This is a genomic window from Micromonospora sp. AP08, from assembly GCF_008085935.1.
Lineage (GTDB): Bacteria > Actinomycetota > Actinomycetes > Mycobacteriales > Micromonosporaceae > Micromonospora > Micromonospora chersina.
The window spans coordinates 56,910-72,817 of the sequence record NZ_VSEZ01000022.1 but is presented as its reverse complement, the minus strand read 5'-3'; the positions used below and the strand labels follow the sequence as shown (position 1 = coordinate 72,817).

The 15,908-nt window shown below is 67.7% G+C and carries 14 protein-coding genes, 1 tRNA gene and 1 pseudogene; 9 read left to right on the top strand and 7 right to left on the bottom strand.

Annotated elements, in window-relative coordinates:
• Window positions 1–224: 224 nt before the first annotated feature.
• A pseudogene (locus FXF50_RS30050) lies at window positions 225–359 on the bottom strand (hypothetical protein); the annotation flags it as partial.
• A gap of 111 nt (window positions 360–470) precedes the next feature.
• Window positions 471–2,081: a M28 family peptidase gene (locus tag FXF50_RS26725; protein WP_222866107.1), complete on the bottom strand. Its 1,611-nt coding sequence runs from the start codon at window positions 2,079–2,081 to the stop codon at window positions 471–473.
• Between the two features lie 605 nt (window positions 2,082–2,686).
• Here FXF50_RS26725 and FXF50_RS30040 point away from each other — a divergent pair.
• The 4 genes from FXF50_RS30040 to FXF50_RS26705 all read left to right on the top strand — a co-directional run bounded on the left by FXF50_RS30040 (window position 2,687) and on the right by FXF50_RS26705 (window position 6,277).
• Window positions 2,687–2,818 (top strand): hypothetical protein, encoded by a 132-nt coding sequence (locus tag FXF50_RS30040; RefSeq protein WP_255510205.1) that lies wholly within the window; start codon window positions 2,687–2,689, stop codon window positions 2,816–2,818.
• 614 nt (window positions 2,819–3,432) lie between these two features.
• Window positions 3,433–4,293 (top strand): YwqG family protein, encoded by an 861-nt coding sequence (locus FXF50_RS26715; protein WP_255510204.1) that lies wholly within the window; start codon window positions 3,433–3,435, stop codon window positions 4,291–4,293.
• A 187-nt stretch (window positions 4,294–4,480) separates the two neighbouring features.
• Window positions 4,481–5,008, top strand: a complete 528-nt coding sequence (locus tag FXF50_RS26710; RefSeq protein ID WP_255510203.1) for a nuclease — start codon at window positions 4,481–4,483, stop codon at window positions 5,006–5,008.
• Between the two features lie 360 nt (window positions 5,009–5,368).
• On the top strand, window positions 5,369–6,277 hold the full coding sequence (locus tag FXF50_RS26705) for an aminoglycoside phosphotransferase family protein (RefSeq protein WP_148431697.1): 909 nt from the start codon (window positions 5,369–5,371) through the stop codon (window positions 6,275–6,277).
• 417 nt (window positions 6,278–6,694) lie between these two features.
• Here the strand turns inward: FXF50_RS26705 and FXF50_RS29470 are convergent, their stop codons facing one another.
• Window positions 6,695–6,868 carry a hypothetical protein gene (locus FXF50_RS29470; RefSeq protein WP_187399833.1) on the bottom strand — a complete coding sequence of 58 codons (174 nt, stop codon included), beginning with the start codon at window positions 6,866–6,868 and terminating at the stop codon, window positions 6,695–6,697.
• On the bottom strand, window positions 6,865–7,083 hold the full coding sequence (locus tag FXF50_RS26700; RefSeq protein ID WP_148431696.1) for a flavin reductase: 219 nt from the start codon (window positions 7,081–7,083) through the stop codon (window positions 6,865–6,867). The genes FXF50_RS29470 and FXF50_RS26700 overlap by 4 nt, the downstream gene beginning before the upstream one ends.
• Window positions 7,084–7,409: 326 nt before the next feature.
• Here FXF50_RS26700 and FXF50_RS26690 point away from each other — a divergent pair, with 326 nt between their 5' ends.
• Together FXF50_RS26690 and FXF50_RS26685 are read left to right on the top strand one after the other, a co-directional pair.
• Complete coding sequence (locus FXF50_RS26690) at window positions 7,410–7,811, top strand: winged helix-turn-helix domain-containing protein (protein WP_148431694.1); 402 nt, start codon at window positions 7,410–7,412, stop codon at window positions 7,809–7,811.
• Between the two features lie 1,555 nt (window positions 7,812–9,366).
• Window positions 9,367–9,759: a hypothetical protein gene (locus tag FXF50_RS26685; protein ID WP_148431693.1), complete on the top strand. Its 393-nt coding sequence runs from the start codon at window positions 9,367–9,369 to the stop codon at window positions 9,757–9,759.
• A 793-nt stretch (window positions 9,760–10,552) separates the two neighbouring features.
• Here the strand turns inward: FXF50_RS26685 and FXF50_RS26680 are convergent.
• The gene (locus tag FXF50_RS26680) at window positions 10,553–11,434 is read right to left on the bottom strand and encodes a hypothetical protein (RefSeq protein ID WP_148431692.1); all 882 of its coding nucleotides are present in this window, start codon (window positions 11,432–11,434) and stop codon (window positions 10,553–10,555) included.
• A gap of 737 nt (window positions 11,435–12,171) precedes the next feature.
• On the opposite strand from FXF50_RS26680, the gene FXF50_RS26675 reads away from it, so the two are divergent.
• Genes FXF50_RS26675 through FXF50_RS26665 form a run of 3 tightly spaced genes read left to right on the top strand, consistent with a single transcriptional unit; the run spans window position 12,172 to window position 15,157 of the window.
• Window positions 12,172–13,743 carry a replication initiator gene (locus FXF50_RS26675; RefSeq protein WP_148431691.1) on the top strand — a complete coding sequence of 524 codons (1,572 nt, stop codon included), beginning with the start codon at window positions 12,172–12,174 and terminating at the stop codon, window positions 13,741–13,743.
• The gene (locus FXF50_RS26670) at window positions 13,740–13,937 is read left to right on the top strand and encodes an excisionase family DNA-binding protein (protein WP_148431690.1); all 198 of its coding nucleotides are present in this window, start codon (window positions 13,740–13,742) and stop codon (window positions 13,935–13,937) included. Before FXF50_RS26675 ends, FXF50_RS26670 begins: the two co-directional genes overlap by 4 nt.
• The gene (locus FXF50_RS26665; RefSeq protein ID WP_148431689.1) at window positions 13,937–15,157 is read left to right on the top strand and encodes a site-specific integrase; all 1,221 of its coding nucleotides are present in this window, start codon (window positions 13,937–13,939) and stop codon (window positions 15,155–15,157) included. Before FXF50_RS26670 ends, FXF50_RS26665 begins: the two co-directional genes overlap by 1 nt.
• 77 nt (window positions 15,158–15,234) lie before the next feature.
• On the opposite strand, the gene FXF50_RS26660 is transcribed toward FXF50_RS26665, so the two are convergent.
• Window positions 15,235–15,306: transfer RNA gene (locus FXF50_RS26660), tRNA-Val, on the bottom strand.
• Between the two features lie 50 nt (window positions 15,307–15,356).
• On the bottom strand, window positions 15,357–15,890 hold the full coding sequence (locus tag FXF50_RS26655) for a TIGR02611 family protein (RefSeq protein ID WP_148431688.1): 534 nt from the start codon (window positions 15,888–15,890) through the stop codon (window positions 15,357–15,359).
• Between the last annotated feature and the right edge of the window lie 18 nt (window positions 15,891–15,908).

Here is a 15,908-nt window from a genome sequence, read left to right as displayed (position 1 = left end):
ATGACACACCTATGGGTAGACGTCGCTGGCCTGCTGGACACCGTCGATACCGACCTGCTCCGCAACGACCGCATTGACGACCTGCGGATCGGCCGGTGGCGGCCTCCGACCTCCTAACGGGAACGATCGGCGGCTCATCCTGGTCACTCGATCGTCTCAGCCCACCGGCCGCCCGGCCCTCGGCCCCGCGAAGTGGCTAACAAGCTGATGTTCTTTCCTACCTAGTCGGCCCGGATGCGGATCGCCGAGTCGGTGGACACGGTACCGGCGACCACTCGGTCCCCCACCCCGCGTGGGACCGGCCGCGGCTCGCCGGTGATCATCGACTCGTCTAGTTCGGCGCCGCCTTCACCGACGTTCTCGTCGGTGCCTGGCCGATAGCCGCATTTCCTGCCACGGAGTACATCGAGGTATGACCCATGGCAGCGGCGAGCCCGGGCCAATGACAACTGGCCCGGGCTCGTCGCTGGCTAGAGGAGAGCCTTGCCGTGGGCGTCCTCACTCTTGCCCGCGCCGTGCGACTTGCCGGGTGAGCGGGGAACGCCGTTGACGGCCGACGTGTCGTACGCGAACGTCATGATCGCGGTGGCGACGGCGTCGGCGTTGACGTCGAGCGCGTAGGTGTTGATGTTGCCGTAGAGGTCGTACATCCCGTCCAGTTGCGCGTAGAGGGCGGCGTTGCCGCCGTCGCCGACCGGGTCGAGGCTGTCGCACGGCTCGTGGTAGCAGGGGTCGTATTGCTCGCCCTGTACCCCGCCGTACTTGGCCACGTCCGCGGCCGATTTGAGCCCCTCGGCGCCGGTGAACAGGCCACCGGCAGGGATGCCGACCCCGATGAACGGACCGTAGTCCGAACGGCCGGTGAAGTCGGCCGCGTTCGTCGGGAGGTTACGGCTGCCGAAGAACGCCTCGAAGACGTCCTCGATCTGCGCGGAGCCGGCTGGGCCGGGGCCGGAGCCCTCGCCAGCCGAGTCGTCACCGTCGTAGACGCCGAACATGTAGTTGGGCGAGGCGATCATGTCGAAGTTCAGGTAGAGCGCGATGTCGGCAACCTGCTCCTCGCTGAGGCTGTTGACGTAGAACGTCGACCCGATCAGGTTGGCCTCCTCCGCGCCCCACCACGCGAAGCGGACCTGGTTGTTGGTCTTGGCCTTCGCCATCTGCAGGGCGATCTCGAGCAGGGCGGCGCTGCCGCTGCCGTTGTCGTTGATGCCCGCGGTGTCCGGCTCGGAGTCCAGGTGCGCCCCGGCCATCACCACGTTGTCGGTGCGCCCGGTCGTGTTCTCCGCGATGACGTTCTCCGTCGATCGGATCTCCGACGTCGTGTCGGCGGTGATCCGTACCTGCAGCCCAGAGGTGTTGGCGAACTGCTCACCGAGAGAGTAGGAGACCGACACCGCGGGGATGCCCACCGGCGCACCGAGGGTGCCGGCGAACAGGTCGTAGCGGTCGGCGTTGGCGACCGGGTCGCCGTTGCCCTGGTTCATGACGATCGCGCCGATGGCACCGGCGGCCTCCGCGTTGGCCACCTTGGTACCGAACGGACACGTGCCGCGCTGCAGGAGCGCGATCTTGCCGGCCACCGCCGCCGTGAAGTCGGACGCCTCGCATCCCGACGTGGACGCCCGCGGTGGGGTGAGGTTGAGGTCGACCGGTGCGACAAGACCTGTCACGTCACCGGAGCCGGAGTAGTCCATGAGGTCGTAGTCGGTGCCGTCCACGTAGTTCCTGGCCGGCGGCGGAGCGAGCCGACTGAAGCTCGAGCCGAACTCCTCGAAAAAGGCGAAGTCGAACGGCTGTCGAGTCACCTGATAGCCAGCCTTCTCGAGCAGGCCGGCCACGTAGTCGGCGCTCGCGTCGTACCCGGGCAGACCAGAGCCCCGGTTGCCGCCGTTGGTGTCGGCGATCTCTTGGAACGCGTCGAGGTGGCGGAGTACCCCTTGAAGGGTCACGGCCTTGGTGAGCTTCCGGACGGAGTTGTTGTTGGGGTTGGCCTGAGCCGGGTTGGCCAGCGTCAGCGATCCCACCAGGGTCGCCGCCGCCATACCGGCCAGCGCCCGTCTGACTGTGCGAGACACCACGATGTGTCACTCTCCTCATCGCTGAGGCGTCCGACCTCTACGCCCCCGCGCCGGACGAAACTCGACCATCCCACGGGCTCCACATTGATCGGGACGGGCGATCGGCCAAGCGTCGAGGCGCTGTGGTCCCGGCAGCTGGACCCATCTTGTGAGCAAAATTGGCGGATTGCACGTTGCGCTCGCACCACCGTAGACGCCATCCTGACCAATGGCATGAATGGCCATTGCCGATTAGAAATCATTCGCGGTGATTCTTGGGCCACACCATCGTCAGACCGCCTCCATTGTTGCTTTCGGCAACTTCAGCAATCGCCGGCTGTCCCTTGCCGTTCGAAGGGTCCACAACCCTTGCCTAACCTCGGCCGTTCAGTAAGGCCGTCTGTGGTTCATGATCAGAAATGAGGAAGTGCCTCCCGATCTGGGATGATCTGGCTTGTCGAAGGCCCATGATCGCCCGCACGGAAGGCACTTACCGAGTGAAGGCTACCGGAGCGCGCCTGAAGATCATCGTGAGTGCCGACGGGCGTCGCGTGGTCGGCCATGCCGGCGCTCGTCTCCTCGCTGATGTCGCGGAGGTGACCGGGCTGACCGCGGACACCCGATGAATGTGCACGTGCACCGCCGCTCACCGGGGGGTCGCGGCCTGGCTGGACGCCGCCGGCTTCACCGTTGAGGCGGAGATGATGCACCGTCCTGCCCCGAACGTCGAGGGCGGGTTCGTCTTCGCCTACCGGTGAGATGGCCGGAGCGAGCGACGCCGGACCCACGACGGCGACCGCGACCATCGGCTCGAAGCGTGCCATCCACCGGCCGAACCCCCACATCGAGGCCGCGGCAAGCGCCACCGCCATCGTGTGCGGCCCCGCGTGGGCGCCGGTCACGTCAGCCAGCAGATTCGCCGTGCCAGAAGAATCAGTAGCAGCATGCCGAACGCGAGCGGCGCGACGACCGGCCCGATCAGGATTGCAGCGGCGGGTGCGCACCTGGGCGACGTCACCGCTTCCGTCCGTCGCGTGAGCCGGTCGCGCAGCGCGCGCCGGGCGGTGCCGGCAAGGGCTCGGGCCGGGGTCACTGGCGGGGAGCAGTTCGCCGATTTCGTCGCCGTAGCGCTCGCGGTGATGCGCAGGCCCTCGTAGAGCTGTGAGCCCTTTTTCGGTGAGGCGGAGCATGGCTGTACGTATGCGTGGTCGGCAACCAGATGAGAATGGAGTAAGCCGGGCCTCTATGGAGGACTGCCCTTGCGGCCCGGCTAACCGTGTTGTGGCTCGGCCGGCAGCGGGGCCGAGCCCACGGTGAGGCCGGGGCGGGCGACCACCGTCCCGTGTCGGTGCGCGGTGGCATGATGCTCGGCATGTCGAGCCAGACCGATCTTGCGGCGGCGGCCCGTGAGCACCTACCGGCTGACGTCGCCGACACGTGGTTGTCGCTGCTGCGGCCGGGACTTCGGCTGATCAGTGCCGATGACGGCGACGGGGCTGCGGTCGGATACCTGGGCGGTGAGCCCGAACTGCCCGACGAGCTGGCGTGGCCGGTCTGGGAGGGGCACGGGCCGTTGAGCTTCATCGCCTCCGTCGACTGCGCCGCGCTGCCACGAGTGGTCGGCGAAATGGGGCTGCCGGTCGACGGCCGGCTTCTGTTCTTCTACTTCGACGGGCAGTACGACGATGGTGAGGCAATGGTCTTCGCCAGCGATCCCGAGTCTCAGGCCGGCGCCCGCGTCGTGTACGTGCCTGCAGGCCGAGCCAGTGCACAGCGGGCGACTCCAGAGGGCATCGAACCCTACAAGCGTATTTGGCTCACCTCGCGTGCGGTGTCGACCGCACCCTCATACGACCATCTCGTACTGCACGACGCGTTCGGGTCCGACTTCAGCCAGGCAACAGAACCCGAGCACCCGCTTCGGCGCAGGGAATTCTGTTCGGCGATCAGCAGCGGCGAGGGCCCGCTGCACCAGCTGGGCGGATACGCCTGGCCGGTGCAGGGCGACGTCGAGTACGAGGTCGCGCAGGCGGCACTGGGCGGCAGCGTCGACTGGCGAGACCCGGCACTCGCCTCCGAGGCCAGCCGATGGCTGCTGCTCGCCCAGTTCGACAGCGACGACAACGCGAACATGATGTGGGGCGACACGGGCATGCTCTACTGGCTCATCCGACCCGACGACCTCGCTGCCCGGCGATTCGACCGAGCCATGTTCACCTGGCAGTGCTGCTGACCGCGGTCTGCGGCTACTTATGAGAGTCGGATGCTGTCTGCCGGCAGGGCTGGCAGGCAATACCCTTGACCATGAGCACGGCTTCCTCCGGCACGTCAAACGCTCGGGCTCGACCGGTCCGCGCTCGCTGCTCGACTCGAGAGGCACGCCTATGCCCGGTACAACCCAACCCGTCACGTACCTCATCGTGGACGGGGAGAACATCGATGCCACTCTCGGCAACAGTGTTCTGGAGCGCCGGCCGGCCCCTGCGGAGCGACCCCGGTGGGAGCGTCTGCGGGACTTCGCGCGGGACACGTGGCAGCAGCCGGTGAAGGCACTGTTCTTCCTCAACGCCTCGGGCGGCGGTCTGCCGATGCCCTTCGTCCGGGCCCTCCTGAGCATGGAATACCGGCCCATTCCGCTCGCTGGATCATCGGATCAGAAGGTGGTGGACATCGGCATCCAGCGGACGTTGGAGGCTATCGCCCGGCGCTCGGGCAATGTGATGCTCGCCAGCCACGACGGCGACTTCCTGCCGCAGGTCGACGAGCTCCTACGAGGTGATCATCAGGTCGCGATCGTCGGGTTCAAGGAGTTCCTCAACGCCGGCTTCGCCGACCTGCCGGGCCTGCATGTATTCGACATCGAGGAGGATGCGGGCTGCTTCACCAACGTCCTTCCTCGGGTTCGCATCATCGACCTCGAAAGCTTCGACCCTGAGCGCTTCTTGTAGGCCGGACAGCATCCGCGGACCGGCCGCAAGGGCTGTAGTCGCCGTGCCCACCTTGGCTCAGCACCGATCAGGGACACAGATCAGGTGCCCCGGCACCTTCGTCAACGCTTCGTCGCCGCTGGCCAAATTCCGCACCACGGCGATGGGTGCGAGACGCCTAGCCGACGACCAGCGTGTGTGATAGCAGCGCGCCGAGTGGATCACCAAGCCACTGCTGAAGATGCTAGGCCGGGTCAGCGTCAACGCCGGCACAACACCCGCGCCTTGCTCGTGGCAGATGAGCGCGTCTTGCTTCGGTCACTCGTGCACGCCGACGGAAAGTCAGTGGCTAGCACTGGCACCTGGCGGAAAGATCTTGGCATGGCTTTGCACCAGAACGAGGTCCCGGTCGACGCCGGACTTGTCAGGTCGCTGCTGAATGAGCAGTGCCCGCAATGGGCCGGTCTGTCGCTGTCACCAGCGGGTGCAGGCACCGACAACATCATGTACCGGCTGGGCAGCGATCTGCTCGTGAGGCTCCCGCGAACCGCTGACAAGGCGCGGTCCCTGCGCAAGGAGCGGGAATGGCTTCCCCGTCTGGCACCGCTGGTGGCGTGTTCGGTCCCAGAGCCACTGCATGCCGGCATGCCCACCACCGCTTATCCGCTGCCTTGGTCGATCTACCGGTGGATCGACGGCGACGAAGCCCGGCCGGATATGGTCCAGGACTGGTCGGCTTTCGGCACCGATCTGGCGGCCGTCGTGCGGGAACTTCACCGTATCGATCTCATGGGGGCGACCCGCACGGGTGACCTCCGTTGGTACCGCGGGGGACATCTGCGGGCCTGCGACGAGTGGATCAGCAGGTGTCTTACGGACTGCCGGGCCACCGTCGGCGGGGAAATCGACGTCGAGACCCTGGAACGGTTGTGGCGCGAAGCGCTCGCCCTGCCCGAACCGTCCGGACCTCATGTGTGGCTCCACGGCGATCTCAGGCCCACCAACCTCCTGGTACAGGACGGCAGGTTGCACGCGATCATCGACTTCGGCGGCCTGTCGATCGGCTTGCCCGACGCCGAGCACTCCACCGTCTGGGACCTGCCGCCCCAAGCGCGACACGCCTACTGGGACGCCGTCGGCCTCGACGACCTGACCTGGACGCGCGCCCGCGCCTGGGCCATCGCGGTCGGTGCCAGCGGCATCTCGTACTACTGGCACACCTACCCCGCGTTCGTCGCCGAATGCCGAAGCCGCCTCCAAGCGATCCTCACCGACGCCGCCACACGCTGAGCATGGTCGCACGCACAGGCACTGTCATCGGCATGAGCGGACGTCGTCGGCCTGTGAAGCGGAGCCACCGGTGCTGACGCTTTCGGGCACGCCGAAGAGGTCACCGCGCAGGAAGTCCTGGCCAGAGGGTTGCCGGTGGGATTCGAGTCTCACCTCCCGGGACCGATACGGCCGCGGGCATGGCAGATCTCAAAGCCATATGTCGATGCAGCAAGGCCCTCCTGGCTGTGTGCCTCCGGGCTCCAGACGACAGCCGGCACCAGCCAGGTGGGGAGGAGCGAATCCTGACCACTTCGGTGTGAACTCTCGGCGAGCAGGCTGGGTCGGGCTTGATGCGAGGTCAGATGGCCTGCTGAGGCCCTTCTCGGCTCGGTCTGGCTGGCGCGGTTGCTGTACTTCGCTGCTGTACTGCTGGCATCAGACGAGGCGCTGGATGCGAACCTTCGCGCGCTCGTTCCTGAGGTGGGCTTGCTTGTGCTGGCGGACCTGCTCGTCCCAGACCTCCTGGTCGTAGTCCGGGTTCGGTGGGATCCACTTGTGGGAGCCGTCGCTGTAGTGGAACTTCTCGTCGCCGGGCCGCAAGATGCTCACCGGGTCCAGCCGAGGAACCGGTGGTGCAGGTGGCCGGCGGGGACGTGGGCCAGGTCCTGAGTGGCGTCGACGAGCTGGGCGGCTAGGTAGAGCGCCAGCGACACCGGAGCGCGGTCGTACTCAGCTCGCAGCTCCCGCCGCCGGGTCTGGCAGGGCCACTCGCCCGCACAGCCGCCGCACGTCCAGGCCGGCTTGATCGGGTGATGAGTGGTCATCGGGGGCCGTCCTGCCTGGGCCAGTGGCCGCGGTTGATCGGGATGCGGTGACGGCTCCGGCACGGCAGGGTCGCGCCGCAGCGGCAGATCCGGCGCCAGTGCCGCCACGACCAGACCGGCCGGTGCCGGCGGGCCAAGGTCAGGGCGACAGCGAACAGGTACTCCTCGTACGAGACGCGCGGCACTGGACCCCCTGGAGCATGAAGTCGAAGTCGATGGCAGGCGTTCGGCCCGGAGCTGGTTGCAGAACGCCAAAGGTCACCGTAACGACGTAGGACTGTAGATACAATAAGATGTAGAGCTGTTGGACACGTAGCGTCACAGCCGTGATCGACCCGAGCGCAGACCGCGCCGTGTTCCGGCAGCTCGCAGACCTTCTACGAGAGCGGATCACGTCTGGCGACCTCGCGCCCGGCGCGTCGCTGCCAAGTGAGCTGCGGCTAGCTCAGGAGTACGGGTTGAGCCGCACGAGCGTCCGACAGGCGATAGCGCTACTCCGGTCGGAAGGGCTCGTGATCGTGGAACCACCGCGCGGCACCTTCGTCCGCGCCCTGGAGCCGACCGAGACGGTGAGCCTCCTCAAGGGCGATACCGCCTCCGCCCGGATGCCTACCCCGACGGAGCGACGCGAGTTGGAGATAGGCGAGGGCGTCCCAGTCATCGTGATCTTCCGCGCTGACGGCTCCCGTGAGCTGTACGCCGCCGACCGTATCCGCGTCGGCCGCTGACCTGCGCATTACGAGTCGGTCGCCCAGCCCTGCTTGACCGCCTGGTCTCACTGCCCAACCTGGTGTCCAGGTCCGTCATCGTCCGCCGAAGGTCGCTGGTTTGGCTGCTCGGTTGGCTGCCCGGCCATGAACCCCCTGAAGATGGCCGTCGAGTCCGTCGCGTGCGCGGCGTCGTTCACCCTAGATCAACATTGCCCGTCAGCATCAGACTCGGGTTGCAGGCAGGCCGAGTAAGTGTGGGAGGAGCAGTGGCCCTCTGGGATTCCCTATTGTCAGCCGGAGTTGGTGGCCTCATCGGAACCACGGGAACTCTCCTCGCTTGGCGCACTCAAGCCAAGGAGGCCCGGCGCATACGTGAGGAACAGTACGACAGGGAAGATCGGTTTAGGCTTCACAAGGAGAGGATCGAGGCATACTCCGCCTTCTATGTCGCCGCTGGCCACGCTCGTCGAGCGCTCCGGCGTCATCCCACGGAGGAGTCGGCGACAGATGCACGAGCGGAGGTCTGGCACGCGTTCACACGAGTGCTCCTCGTTGGAGACCGACCCGTTCTCGATGCAGCAAGCGACATTCTTGCGTATGTAACCGCCGTTGCGCATGAAGGGCAAGCTTTTGATGATGACCGCTATCGAGAGCTGATCTGGCGACTACAGGCCACAGCGCGAGCCGATATCACCAGCGCTGATCTCCTGTCCGCTCTGGGTGCGCCAACACCCGCAAGCCCTGGCGACCCGCCATCTAAGGACTGATCATCTTTTCAGTCATAGGCGCTACATCTCGCTTACAAGCTCTGTGCGTCGCGTCCGCACGTGTCCGGCAACGGCTGCACACTCGGAACTTTGTCTGTGCCAGCGTCAGTCAGCGTGCTGCCGTCCTGCGGCGTTGCTGTCAACCAGCTACCGCCCTGAGGAGTGAAGAACTGGCATCATGCTACGCATGCGGGACGGGAACCTCGTGGGGCTCTGGGACAGCGGTCCGTATGAATATGGGGCAATGGAGTCCAGTTGGGTCTGCCTGAGGGATGACGGCACTGGCTGGACCGCATGGGCCAACGCCGCCGGCGGTGCTTCAGTAAGCCAACTCACGTGGAGTTGCCCGCACGAGGGCGAGGTTGAACTGAGATACAGGTGGACAACCTCGGGCACCGGCTCCCCTGGCGCCCCGCCCACCCTCGTCGAGGTCGACGAGGAGGGCCCAGACGACACGCTGGTCCGCACAGGCTTTGCGGTCAGTCTCGACACACCACCTCTCGGCGGATCGCCGGTCAGGACATTGCACCTTAAGGAGAGCGTCGAGTGCTCTCGTCGCTTCGCGCTCGTGGGCCGGGATGGCAACCCCGCTGACCCCGCCGACACCCACTAGTCAGACGTTGAAGCGGAACTTCGGGCCGCACTCGGCCCACTAGCGGAAACGTTGCCGGATAGCTGCTCACACGGCGTCTGAGGCTGCCATGGTTGCTCACTGGTCGACAACGTTTGACGGTGCCTTGTGCCCCCTGCGTGCCCCACGCGCCTGGATCTCTACATCCCTCCAAAGGTCTGGCAGACTCCGCGATATGCGAACTTGGGCCATCGCGGTTACGGCCGTCGCCGCCACGCTTGTGGCGATACCAGTGACGACCGCGCTCGCCATGGGGTACTACCCCCGCCCGGACTGCTTCGACCGTGCCCCCTTTGACGAGGTGGTGACGAAGCTACCGCCGCCTCCGGCCCTAGACGCGTTCGATTCGGTCGATGCACCTGACAAGATCGGCTCGTGTGACATTGGGTCGTCATACGGGGTGAAGGGCGGCTACATCTTCTACGCCGTCGACAGCCCTGGCCTCGACGATTCTGGATGGGGCTACTTCCCGAACGGGCCGGACGGTGACCTCGGAAACGGTGAGTGGGAGGGGCCACAGTTCGAACGGATCGAGGGACCCTGGTACCACTGGACGGCGAGCTGGTAGACGGCGTTGCCGAGCTGCCGGAACAGTCCACCATCGTCCGTGGCGTCAGCTCGAACTCAACCACGAACGACTGAAGGTCTTCCTGCCATCCCGTCTGCCGCCGACCCGCCCATCTGGGGAGCGGGCCGCCGCCCGGTCCGCCACGTCAAGACGGCCTTGACGCACGTACGGACGCTGGCGGGCCGGGCGGTGGTCTGCTCGGCTTGCCCGGGTCGACGGCTGGCGGGATGGTCCTGCGCAACCACTCACGGCCCGCAACGTGCGGACGGAGCCCCGGCCATCCCGGAGTCGTTGCGCCCCCGCCGGAGGCGCAGTAACCGCAACCCCGCGACCGCCGCCAGCTCGCCGACGCGGCCGGCGTGCGCTCCCCTACGCCGCGCGGGCTCGTGGCCGCGCGGCCCGGCCGGCTGCCGGCCCGCCACCTCACTCATCAACGGCCTGTCGTTCTGCGGCGGCCCCTTGGGCTCCCCGCTTCCGCGCCAGCCGCCGGGCGTGTTGCGTGGCCGGAGTCGGAGCGCCAGCGGAGCGACGGACGCGCGCCCAGGCGGCGGCGCGTGCGGCCCGTCAAGGGCCGCCTTGATAGACGTACAGAAAGTCCTCCCACACCGGCCGGGAGCCGGCCTGTCCTCCGTCGACTGATGCGCGACATCCGTCTGCCAACTGATCTGCGACACCTCAGCGCGCTGGTCTCGGCATCCGTGCGCGTCGGATGACGCCGGGCCAGGAAGCATGAGGTTGGCGTTGGCGTCCTTCTTGCTTTGGAGGGGCTGTGAACGAAGCCGCAGCGTGGCGATCAGCCTTGTTTCGTGAGTGCGCGCAGTTCTGCGATGGTGTGGGAGTACCGCGCGGGGTCGTCGAGGAATCGGGTCGGTGGAACGACCTCGGCCCAGGATGGCATTCGGAAGAGCGGGCTGAGGTCGCCGTCGCCGATGACCACTTCGTTAAGCCGGAGGTCGCGCAATTGCGGCAGCGCTTTGATCGGACGCAGGGAGCGGATCATGCCGGCGGCGATCAGCCGCAGGCTGCGCAGATGCGGCATGGCGGATAGGTCTCGCAGGTCGAGGTCGTTGTCAGCGGGTAGCTTTCGGGGGCCGCTGACGAGGATGGTTTCCATGCGGGTCAGCCCGCGCAGCGGCGCTAGGGCTGCTACCCGATAGTCGAGCACCTCCAGGCTCGTAAGCGCCGTGCAGGCCTCGATGCCGTCGAGTTGCAGCCGAGCCGGGCGGCCGTCGAGCCGCAGTCGGCGAAGGTGCGGTTTGTCACCGAGGAATGACAGATCGGTGCCATGCCACCACGCCAGGTACAGCGCTTCGAGTCCGGTGAGCCCGCGGACCCCGGACATGTCCGGTCGGGCGTCGACCGTCAGGCTGTGCAGCCGCTGTAACCGATCGACCGCCAAGGGCACCGGGGAACGGGTCAGCAGGACCAGGTGCTCCACCGATTCGATCTCGTTCACGGCGGAGTCGTCGGCTACCCGGCCGTGCACGGTCAGCGAACGTAGGCCGGGCAGTTGGAGAAGGAACTCCAGCGAGCGGTGCTTGACCCCGCGTGGCGCCCGGTAAAGCAGACCGTCGTACCCACCGGTGATGTACCGCTCGACGGCAGCTGGCGACCACGGACCATCCACCTCCACGGTCCAGTGCAACGTTCGGTAGTCACGGTGGTCCTTGATCAACCGTAGCTTCTCCACCCTCGGCCAGCGCTGTCGGCGACATCATCGCAGGGCGGGCGCACGACGGAGCGGAGGGCAACAGCTGGACGCACTCTCCCGTGACGGGGCGTTTCGACGGTGCCAACCTGCCGCGCCCCGGGTCGCTGGACATGTGGCACATCACCTGCAGAGCTGTGTCGCACATCAGTTGTCGGAAGACAGGCCGGGAGCCGGCCGTCCCACCCCGCTGGAAGGGATCACGGCGGGTTGACGTGTCCGTGCCCGGTGCTACTCTGGCGCTCGTCGAGTACGCCAGCGCGGCCTTCCTGCCGGATCGCTGGACTCGACCTCGGAGATGCGGAGCGGCCGTCCTGCCGCTGATGCGGGCCAGTCCCGCCGGCTCTTGATCGCGCCGGCCACCATGCCGGCTCCCCGAATCCGCTGAGCAGCCCAGCACGGCCTTCCCTGCCGTCCAGGATGGCCCGGATTCGCACAGTCCACGGGTGGGGGCAGTCTGCGGCAACCCGCCGGATGCCGACATCCCAGGCTCCCCACCCGTGCCGGCCTTCATCACCGAGTCCGCGAGCGTGAAAGGACATGACCCATCGGCGGGAAGTGGCACGACCACGATTCCGCCCTCCGGCGTCAGCCGCCCTCTCGGCGGTGCCAGGAGACACGACGAACACCACCAGCGGACCACTCATCCACGGCTGGTGGTGCGTCGTCTCCCGTCCCTGCCACCCCCTGATGAGGAGACAGTAGTGTCCCCCGCCCCGCTCACCCTCTACCGCCCCGGTCTCGCCGTCGGCCGGGACGCCCAGGTCCTGCGCCGCGCTGCCTCTCCGGAGTTCTCCGGCTGGCTGGAGCACACCCGCCCCGCCGGCGGCTGCTCCCGCCCGATCCGCCTCACCGACACGATCGCCGCCGTCGACCGGAACACCGGCCGGATCACCGGCCAGCTGCACACCGACGAGCTGCCCGACCGGACGCTCTACAAGGCGTGCGGCAACCGCCGCGAATCCGTGTGCCCGGACTGCGCCTGGGTCTACCGGGGCGACGCCTACCAAGTCGTCTGTCGCGGCCTGACCGGCGGCAAGGGCGTCCCCGACTCGGTCGGCCGGCACCCGGTCGTCTTCGCCACCCTCACCGCCCCGTCCTTCGGCCCGGTCCACCACCGCCACGTCGCGCGCCACACCTGCCGCAACCGGCAACGCTGCGACTGCCGACCCGCGCCCTGCCGCGCCCGCAGCACCGCCGGCACCTGCCCACACGGGCAGCCCGCGGCGTGCTTCGCCCGCCACGACGCCGACGATCCGCGGCTCGGCCGCCCGTTGTGCCTCGACTGCTACGACCACGCCCACCAGGTCGTCTGGAACTACTTCTCCAGCGAGCTCTGGCGGCGCACCAAGCAGGCCGCCGACCGCCACCTCGCCGCGCGCTGCCGCCGACGCGGCATCCCCAAGGTCGGCATCGTCACCGCCTCCGGCAAGGTCCGCTGGGTGCCGCCCGTGCGCGTGTCCCACGGAAAGGTCGCCGAGATGCAACGCCGCGGAGCTGTTCACTTCCACGTCCTGCTACGCCTCGACGGCGTCGACCCCGACGACCCGGACGCGCTCGTGCCACCACCGGCCGGCATCACCGTCGACGACCTGGAGGCCGCGCTCCACGCCGCCGCCCGGCAGATCACCGTCACCACACCACCGCACCCCGACCAGCCCGACGGCTGGCTGATCGCCTGGGGCGAGCAGGTCGACGTCCGACGCATCAACACCGCCAGCGGTGAGCTGACCGATGACAAGGTGGCCGCCTACCTCGCCAAGTACGCCACCAAAGCCACCGAAGCCACCGGCCACTCCTCCACCCGCCTCACCCCCGCCACCATCGACGACTACGCCGACCCCGAAGGCGACCACACCGCCCGCCTCATCGACGCCTGCTGGCACCTCGGCCGCCCCACCCCCACCCACACCAGCAGCGGCGCCGCAACGGCCGACCACCGTCAAGACAGCCTTGACACCAGACCGCGCCCCTACGCCGGGCTGCGCCGCTGGGCGCACATGCTCGGCTTCGGCGGCCACTTCCTCACCAAAGCCCGCCGCTACTCCGTCACCTTCGCCCTGCTCCGCGACACCCGCGCCACCTACCGACGCGAAGAAGACGACGAACCCACCGACACGATCACCGTCGGCACCCTCACCTACATCGGCTCCGGCTGGCTCACCGAAGGTGACGCCCTGCTCGCCAACACCGCCGCCCGCCAGCGGCGCGAGATCAGACACATCGGCCGGGAAGAACTCGCCCACGAAACCTGGCTCACTGGAGCCGCCGCGTGACCCACGACCTCCGCCCCCGCTGGTACTCCCCCGCTGAGGTCGCCGTCCTGCTCGGCTTCGGCATCTCCAAGGTCAAGATGAAGATCGCCACCGGCGAGCTGCGCTCCATCAAGGACGGCAAGTACCGCCGCATCCTCCCCGAATGGGTCGACGACTACATCCGCGAACAGGTCGAACGCCAGGAGGCCAACTGATGCCCGGACGCGCCCGAGCCAACGGTGAACGCTCGATCTTCCCCTACCGCAACGGCTTCGCCGCCTACGTCTGGGTCACCAAGCCCGACGGCCGGCGCACCCGGAAGTACGTCTACGGCAAGACCCGCGAAGCGGTGCACGACAAGTGGATCAAGCTGCACCAGCAGGCGAAGCAGGCGCCGGTGGCGACCAGCGTCCCCACGGTCGGCAACTTCCTCACCTATTGGCTGGCCGAGATCATCCAGCCGAACCGGGCACCCCTGACCTACGCCACCTACGAGACGTTCGTCCGCCGCTACCTCTCCCCCGGCCTCGGGACCAAGCGACTCGACCGGCTCCAGTCCCGCGACGTACAGACCTGGATCAACCAGGTGGCTCGCACCTGCCAGTGCTGCGCCCAGGGCAAGGACGCCGCCCGGCCGAAGCACAAGCGGCGCTGCTGCGCGGTCGGTCGCTGCTGCCAGGCCGTCCCGTCGACGCGCACGGTCAGCGACATTCGGGCGGCACTGCGGGCCGCCCTCACCCACGCCCAGGCCGAAGACCTCATCACCAAGAACCCGGCCGTCGCGGTCACCCTCGCCACGGTGCGCCGTCGCCGGGGAGAGTCCTGGTCCAGCGACGAGGCCCGCAAGTTCCTCGAATCTGCCCGCGCCGACGAGGACCCGCTCTACGCCGCCTATGCCCTGGTCCTCGTCACCGGCCTCCGCAAAGGCGAGGCCCTGGGGCTCACCTGCGAGGACGTCGACCTCGACACCGGAGAGCTGACCATCGGCCGCCAACTGCAACGCGTCCGCGGGCAGCTCCTCCATCGCGACACCAAGACCCAGGCGTCCGACGCCACCCTCCCGTTGCCCGACATCTGCCTGACCGCCCTCAAGTTCAGACAGCAACAACGCCACGAGGCTGAAGCGGCCGCCGGCAAGGCGTGGCACGAAACGGGACTCGTGTTCACCACCCGCTACGGCACACCCATCGAGCCGCGCAACTTCCAGCGCTCCTGGCAGACGAGATGCGAAAAGGCCAACGTCAAGCCGATCACCGTCCACGACGCCAGGCGCACCTGCGCCACACTGCTGGCCGACCTCGACGTCCACCCCAGAGTCGCCATGCAGGTGCTCCGGCACGCCCGCTTCTCCGTGACGATGGAGATCTACACCCAGGTATCGACGAAGGCAACCAGAGATGCCCTCAAACGTCTCGGCGAATCCCTCGCGCAATGAGCCAACTGCTGTACTTAGCTGCTGTACACAAGCAGAAAGGCCACCTCCCGAATCCGGGAAGTGGCCTTTGACCTGCGTGGGCGATACTGGGATCGAACCAGTGACCTCTTCGGTGTGAACGAAGCGCTCTCCCGCTGAGCTAATCGCCCTCAGCGCCGATGACTCTACCTGATCGAGACCCCGGACCAAAAACCGGGTCTCAGTGGGTCGCGAGGTAGTGCAGCGTCCTCGCCACGAGGTCGATGCCGAGGCTGTACTTGAGCGACAGCCACACCACGACCGACACGAAGACCAGCCCGACGGCGCCCAGGGCGCAGCGTACGGGCAGCGATCGGCTGGTGACCCAGCGCGTCCAGGCGTTGACGTGCCGGCGGGTGAAGGCGAGCAGCCGCCGCGCCCAGTGGAACTCGACGGCCCAGACGCCGAGGCCGGCGATGACCAGCAGCCAGCCGGGCCCGGGCAGCGGGATCAGCGCGAGGCCGACGGTGACGACGATGGCGCCGAGCACGCCGATGAAGATCTTGAGGGCGATGCGACCGGTGGGGTTGGCCCGGATGAGTTCGAGGGTGGTGTGCAGGCGTCCTCGCCATCCGGCCCGGCGCCGCTCCGCGAGAGCGGTCCGCGGACCCCCTTCGACAGGCACCTCGTACCCCCGACTTTCGGCTGCTCGGGCCGCACCTTTCGGCGGGCCGGCCGTGGTCCTCGCTGCCACCGAGGAACCCCTCGTGACCATTTCCACCCCCAGTGTCGC

Coding starts and splice junctions, on each gene's coding strand:
- FXF50_RS30040 (WP_255510205.1), top strand. CDS start 2,687: ATGTGCACGTGCACCGCCGCTCACCGGGGGGTCGCGGCCTGGCTGGAC.
- FXF50_RS26715 (WP_255510204.1), top strand. CDS start 3,433: ATGTCGAGCCAGACCGATCTTGCGGCGGCGGCCCGTGAGCACCTACCG.
- FXF50_RS26705 (WP_148431697.1), top strand. CDS start 5,369: ATGGCTTTGCACCAGAACGAGGTCCCGGTCGACGCCGGACTTGTCAGG.
- FXF50_RS26700 (WP_148431696.1), bottom strand. CDS start 7,083: ATGACCACTCATCACCCGATCAAGCCGGCCTGGACGTGCGGCGGCTGT.
- FXF50_RS26685 (WP_148431693.1), top strand. CDS start 9,367: ATGCGAACTTGGGCCATCGCGGTTACGGCCGTCGCCGCCACGCTTGTG.
- FXF50_RS26665 (WP_148431689.1), top strand. CDS start 13,937: ATGCCCGGACGCGCCCGAGCCAACGGTGAACGCTCGATCTTCCCCTAC.
- FXF50_RS26655 (WP_148431688.1), bottom strand. CDS start 15,890: ATGGTCACGAGGGGTTCCTCGGTGGCAGCGAGGACCACGGCCGGCCCG.